The organism is Dietzia maris (genome assembly GCF_014144855.1).
GTDB classification, from domain to species: domain Bacteria; phylum Actinomycetota; class Actinomycetes; order Mycobacteriales; family Mycobacteriaceae; genus Dietzia; species Dietzia kunjamensis.
Genome location: NZ_JAALDN010000319.1, coordinates 1 through 6,121 on the forward strand (window position 1 = coordinate 1; position 6,121 = coordinate 6,121).

A 6,121-nucleotide genomic window follows, 5' to 3' on the forward strand; every position below is an offset into this window, starting at 1 on the left:
CCCGGCTACTTCATCGGTGAATTGAGGCTAAGGCGCGTAGGTGGGAGCGGAGCGATCGACGACATTTGGAAGGACTTTCTGTCCAAGCCGGCGGACTACTTCGGCATGCTCACGGAACTCGGCTTCATGACTGAGGACGAAGAGAACATGCATGGTGATCTCCCAGAGGAGATCATCGAGGCCGTACGCGCAATCGATCTCAAGCGCACACATCTCACAGCGTCACTTCGTACGTACCAGAGCTTTGGTGCCCGGTTCGCCCTGGTTCAGAAGCGGGTGATCATCGGCGACGAGATGGGGCTCGGGAAGACTCTCGAAGCTCTTGCAGTTTTCGCGCATTTACGCGCGGGCGGGCACACGCACTTCCTCGTGGTGTGTCCTGCTGCCGTGGTGAGCAACTGGGTGCGAGAGACGTCCAAGCACACCACCCTACAGGTGTCCAGAATCCATGGGCCCGCTGCCGAGCGGAAACAGGCAATCCGGAGCTGGGCCCACAAGGGTGGCGTCGCGGTCACAACGTTTGACTTGCTCTCCTCGCACACCGCGAAGCTCCGCAGTGTCGACATTGCCGCCGCGGTGTTCGACGAGGCGCACTACATCAAGAACCCTGAGGCGAAGAGATCGATCGCCTCGGTTCAGGTCATGGACTCCGTCCCGTACGTGCTGCTAATGACGGGAACGCCGCTCGAGAACAAAGTACTCGAATTCCGAAATCTGATCGGGTACATCCGTCCAGATCTCGCCGAGTCGGCGCCGGAGTATCTGGCTTCGCGATTCCGTAAGCATGTTGCCCCTGCCTATCTGCGGCGAAACCAGGAGGACGTGCTCACAGAGCTCCCCGAGCGAGTCGAGATCGACGAGTGGATGGGGATGTCGGACTCTGACATGGCCCGGTACCGCTCGGCGGTGGAAGGTAGCAACTTCATGGAGATGCGCCGAGCTGCCATGCTGTCGACCGACTCGATGAAGTTCAGTCGGCTGCGGGAGATCGTGGAGGAGGCCAAGGCCAATCACCGACGCGTCATTGTCTTCTCGTATTTCCGAGATGTCCTTGATCAGGTGGCAAGCAGGCTGAGGGGCACTACGTTTGGTCCACTGACTGGTTCGATGCCTGCAAAGGAACGACAGTTGCTGGTGGACAGATTCTCGAACTCATCGCACGGTGCAGTGCTCGTCGCACAGATCACGGCGGGAGGGGTGGGGCTTAACATCCAATCCGCATCGGTGGTCGTGATCTGTGAGCCCCAGATCAAGCCGACGATGGAGGACCAAGCTGTGGCCCGGGCGCACCGGATGGGCCAGACCGAGGTCGTCCAGGTGCATCGCCTTCTGACCGAGAACAGTGTGGACGAGAGAATTCGAGTACTGCTCAAGGACAAGAAGCAGATATTCGAAGAGTTCGCTCGTGACAGCGTGATCGCGAAGCGTGCAACCGATGCGGTAGACATGACGGACGCGGAGCTCGCGCGGATGGTTGTGGCGGCTGAGCGTGAGCGACTGTTGGGACAAGCCGGTTAGGGGCGTGCCACCTAAATGAAAAGGCGTCAGTCGTGAACGCGGTCGGCTCGGTGTTCGACGATCTACCATCGGCGGATGGATTCAGGGCATGAGGGGTCGCCTAGTACTAGCGTTCACCCGCTGGAGACGAGCATCAGCGAGAAGGCTGACGTGCTCGGTCGGGTGGCCGCGGCAAGCGACTCTCGGGGACTAGAGGCCGGCCGGGCCGAGCTGGTTGCTGGCTATCAGTTAACGCCGGTGGAAAAGAGCCCAAGTCGCTATTCCAAGCGTCAGATGCTCGCGGTGTACTACCGGGACGGATTCTTGGATAGTTAAAACGGAGATCGGCTCGTGCATCCCGGGGTGCTCCGCGTGCTCGCGGCCAACTATCCGAAGGAGTTCCCCGCGCATCCCAACTGGGCGATGTCGCACACGCACTTTGCTTTCTGGGAGTTGTTCCCGTCGCTAGATCATGTTGTGCCGGTGTCCCGAGGCGGGTCGGACGACGAGTCGAACTGGGTCACAACCTCGATGCCGTGTAACTCTGCCAAGGCTCAGTGGACCTTAGCGGAGCTGGGCTGGCAGATTCACCCGCCCGGGGACCATCACGAATGGGATGGCCTCTCCGGTTGGTTCGTTGATCACGTCTCCGCTCATGCCGAACTGTGCGATAGCCCTTATATCGCGCAATTGTGGCGGGTAACAATCGACGCCCGTTCGTCGCTCTAGTGAACCCCCAGGTCCCAAGACCCCCGTTCTGACGCAGATGAGCACGACGCCAGTGGTCGATATGGGACGACACCGTCGCGGTCAGTGGGGATTCACTCAGCTACTTGCCGACATGGCCGTCAGCGCGGCTTCGTCGGAGATCGGACCCCCACCCTCGCCCCGCCGCGGCCTCCTCGCCCCCCGCTCCTAGACTGTCCCCTCGGCGCCCGACCCGCCGCCACCGACAGCCCACCCACCCGCGAGGAGCCCCACGTGGAGTACGCGCAGATCGAGGCGCTGCGCGAGCGGCATCCTGCCTGGCGGATGCTGCGCGCCACGCACGCGCCGCTGCTGCTCACGGTGCTGGGCCGGTTCTTTGTGGAGGAGGGCCGCGGCGCGAGCTCCGAGGGTGAGCTGGTGGCGGCGCTGGACGACCAGCTGTACGCCATCAACGCCCAGGACCCGGAGAACCCGCGGTTCCTGCGCACGGCCGCCGAGTATCTGGCGGACTGGGCCGGCCCGGAGGCGGGTTTCCTACGCCGCTTCTACCCGCTGGGCGCGGACGAGATCCACTACGACGCCACCCCGGCCCTGGAGAAGGCCTACGCCTGGGTGCAGGGCCTGTCCGAGACCTCGTTCGTGGGCACCGAGTCGCGCCTGCAGACCGCGGTGGACCTGCTGCGTCAGATCGCTCAGGGCACCGAATCCGATCCCGCCAAGCGCCTGGACCAGCTCGAGCGTCGCAAGCAGGACATCGAGCGGGAGATCGACCAGCTCCGCCAGGACCCGGCCTCCGGCCTGCTGGACCGCACCGCGGTGCGCGAGCGCTACCAGCAGTTCGCCACCACGGCCCGCGAGCTGCTGGCCGACTTCCGCCAGGTGGAGGAGAACTTCCGCGCCCTGGACCGCTCGGCGCGCGAGCGCATCGCCACCTGGCAGGGCAGCAAGGGCGAGCTGCTGGCCGAGCTCGTGCACGGCCGCAGCATGATCGACTCCTCCGACCAGGGCCGCAGTTTCCAGGCCTTCTACGACCTGCTGCTGTCCACCTCGGGCCAGGAGGAGCTGTCCATGCTGCTCGAGCGCCTCACCGGCATCGACGAGCTCGGCGCGGACCGGCGCCTGCGCACCGTGCACCACGGCTGGGCGGAGGCCGCGGAGCGCACGCAGCAGACGGTCCGCAACATCTCCGAGCAGCTGCGCCGCTTCACTGACGACCAGGTGTGGCTGGAGAACCGCCGGGCATTGGACCTGGTGCGCCAGATCGAGACCTCCGAGCTGCAAGTCCGCGAGGGCGAGCTGCCGGACCTTGGGCTGGAGCTGGAGGAGACTGCCGTTGACGTGGCGCTGCCCACGGATCGTCCGCTGTTCACCGCCCGGCCCGCCGCGGAGGTCAACAGCCTGCTCGATCCGGTGGACACCGAGGAGGTCGACACCTCGGTGCTGACCGACCAGGTCGTCGTCGACCCCGCCCGCCTGGCCTCCCGCATCCGGGCGCTGATCCCGGTCCGCGGCACCGCCCGCCTGGAGGACATCGTCACCATGTACCCCCTGCAGCACGGGGCGGCCGAGATCGTCGGCTATCTGGCGTTGAAGGACGACGACCTCGAGGTGACCACCAACGAGCACGAGGAGACCGTGATCCAGTACCACGAGGCCGGCAGGTCCATGCGTGCGGTGATGCCGCGGGTGGAGGTCAGGCGCCGATGAGCGCACACGATCTCCCCACGCCCGACCGCACCGCACCCGAACGAGCGGTGGCCGTGAGCGCCATCCGCCTCATGCAGGGCGTGGTCTACCAGGAGACCGACGCCTGGGACGACCTCGTGCGCCACCAGGGCGCCGTCCGCGACCACTTTGCCGTGGTCGGCCTGGAGGTGGTGATCGACGACGACGAGGGCTACGCCTACCTGCGCACCGCCGACACCCCGGAGGGCGAAGACGCCCTTCCCCGGGTGATCCGCCGCCGCAGCCTGACCTACGCCGACAGCCTGCTGCTGGTCCTGCTGCGCAAGCGGCTCGCGGAGTTCGAGTCCGCCGGCGACCCCGGGCAGTTGGTGCTCACCCACGACGAGATCGTGGAGATGATCCAGCTCTTCCTGGCCCGCAGCACCGACGAGGCCCGCGAGGCCCACCAGGTGGACGCCTCCATCAACCGGCTCGTCGGGATGGGGTTCCTGCGCCAGCTCAAGGACCGCAAGGGCACGTGGGAGGTGCGCCGGATCCTCAAGGCGTACGTCGACGCCGAGACCCTGTCCGATTTCTCGGCCAAGCTCGCCGAGTACGCCGAAGCGGGGGGCACAGAATGACTAGCGGCCTGACAAGCGGCACCACCAGCGGTCTGTTCTCCCCGGTCGAACTGGGCGTCAAGGGCCGGCCCGGGTTCCGCCTTGCCCGGTTGGAGGTCCTCAACTGGGGCACCTTCGACTCCCGGGTGTGGCACCTGGACCCGGCGGGGGAGACGCTCCTGCTCACCGGCGACATCGGCAGCGGCAAGTCCACGCTCGTGGACGCGGTGAGCACGCTGATGCTGCCCTCGCACCGGATCGACTACAACAAGGCCGCCGGCGCCGCCCGCAAGGAGCGCACCCTGCGGTCCTACGTCGAGGGCCACCACAAGACCGAGCGCAACGAGGCCACCGGCACCGTCCGGCCCGTGGGGCTGCGGGACGCGCGCTCGTACTCGGTGATCCTGGGCGTGTTCCGCAACGAGGGCTACGGCGATGAGGTCACCCTCGCGCAGGTCTTCCAGCAGCAGGACGCCACCGGCCAGCCGTGGCGCCGGTTCGTCACCGCCGACCGGGCGCTGTCGATCGAGGGCGACTTCACCGACTTCGGCACCGACCTGTCCACACTGCTCACCCGGCTCAAAGACTCCGGCGCCGCGGTGGAGAAGGACTTCCCGACCTACGGCCGCGCGATGCGCCGGCTTCTGGGGATCCGGTCCGAGCAGGCCATGGAGCTGTTCCACCAGACCATCTCCATGAAGTCGGTCGGCGATCTCAACGAGTTCGTCCGCACCCACATGCTCGAACCCGCCGACGCCTCGGCGCGGATCGAGGGGATCCTGCGGCACTTCGAGGACCTCACCCGCGCCCACGACGCCGTCAAGCGGGCCCGGACCCAGCTGGACGCGCTGGAGCCGCTGGTCGAGTCCATCGAGACCTATGACGCCGCCCTCCGGCGCCGCGAGCGCCTGCGCGACGAGCGGATGGCGATCCGGCCCTACTTCGCCGAACTTCGGCTGGCCCTGCGGCAGTCCGAGATCGATACCCTGGGCCACGAGGTCGCCACCGCCACCGCCGAGCTGGCCCGGATGCGCGGGCGGGCGCAGGAGCTGGCCACCGAGCGCGACGGCCTGGTGACCGTGCGGGCCGAGTCGGGCGGCAACCGGGTGGGGGACCTGGAGCGGGACGCCGCCGCGGCGCGGGAGCAGTTCGAGGAGCGTCGTCGTCGTCGGGATCGGTTCACCGACGCCCTCCACCGCGCCGGGCTGGATCCGGTGACCGACGAGGCGGGGTTCACCCGCCTGGCCGAGCACGTCACCGACCGCCAGGCCGAGCTGGACGCACTGGCCGCCGACCTCAAGACCCGGCACGACGCCCTGGTGATGGACCACGGCGAGCGCCGTCGCCTGCTGCGCGAAGTGACCCAGGAGCTGGAGAGCGTGTCCGGACGCTCGAGCAACATCCCCGCCGAGCCGCTGCAGGTGCGCGACCAGCTGTGCACCGAACTCGGCGTGGACGCCGCCGACCTGCCCTTCGCGGGCGAGCTGATGGACGTGGCGCAGGAGCACGCGCAGTGGCGCGGCGCGGCCGAGCGGGTGCTGCGCGGGTTCGCCCTGTCCCTGCTGGTGCCGGAGAGCCTGTACGCGGGCGTGTCCGAATGGGTGAACTCGCGCCGGCTCACCGCCCGCCGC

The 6,121-nt window shown here is 67.2% G+C and carries 5 protein-coding genes; all 5 read left to right on the plus strand.

Features of this window, described 5'->3' with window-relative positions; genetic code table 11:
- On the plus strand, positions 1–1,518 hold a 1,518-nt coding region (locus tag G6024_RS10865; RefSeq protein ID WP_159148691.1), incomplete at its 5' end, for a DEAD/DEAH box helicase.
- A gap of 351 nt (positions 1,519–1,869) precedes the next feature.
- On the plus strand, positions 1,870–2,226 hold the full coding sequence (locus G6024_RS17055) for an HNH endonuclease (RefSeq protein WP_338122140.1): 357 nt from the start codon (positions 1,870–1,872) through the stop codon (positions 2,224–2,226).
- Between the two features lie 252 nt (positions 2,227–2,478).
- A complete protein-coding gene (locus G6024_RS10875) occupies positions 2,479–3,912 on the plus strand; it encodes a DUF3375 domain-containing protein (protein ID WP_159148692.1) in 1,434 nt (477 codons plus the stop codon).
- On the plus strand, positions 3,909–4,511 hold the full coding sequence (locus G6024_RS10880; protein WP_159148693.1) for a DUF4194 domain-containing protein: 603 nt from the start codon (positions 3,909–3,911) through the stop codon (positions 4,509–4,511). Before G6024_RS10875 ends, G6024_RS10880 begins: the two co-directional genes overlap by 4 nt.
- The coding region (locus G6024_RS10885) for an ATP-binding protein (RefSeq protein ID WP_277355620.1) at positions 4,508–6,121 on the plus strand (1,614 nt) is incomplete at its 3' end. The genes G6024_RS10880 and G6024_RS10885, both read left to right, overlap by 4 nt.

Coding starts and splice junctions, on each gene's coding strand:
- G6024_RS10880 (WP_159148693.1), top strand. CDS start 3,909: ATGAGCGCACACGATCTCCCCACGCCCGACCGCACCGCACCCGAACGA.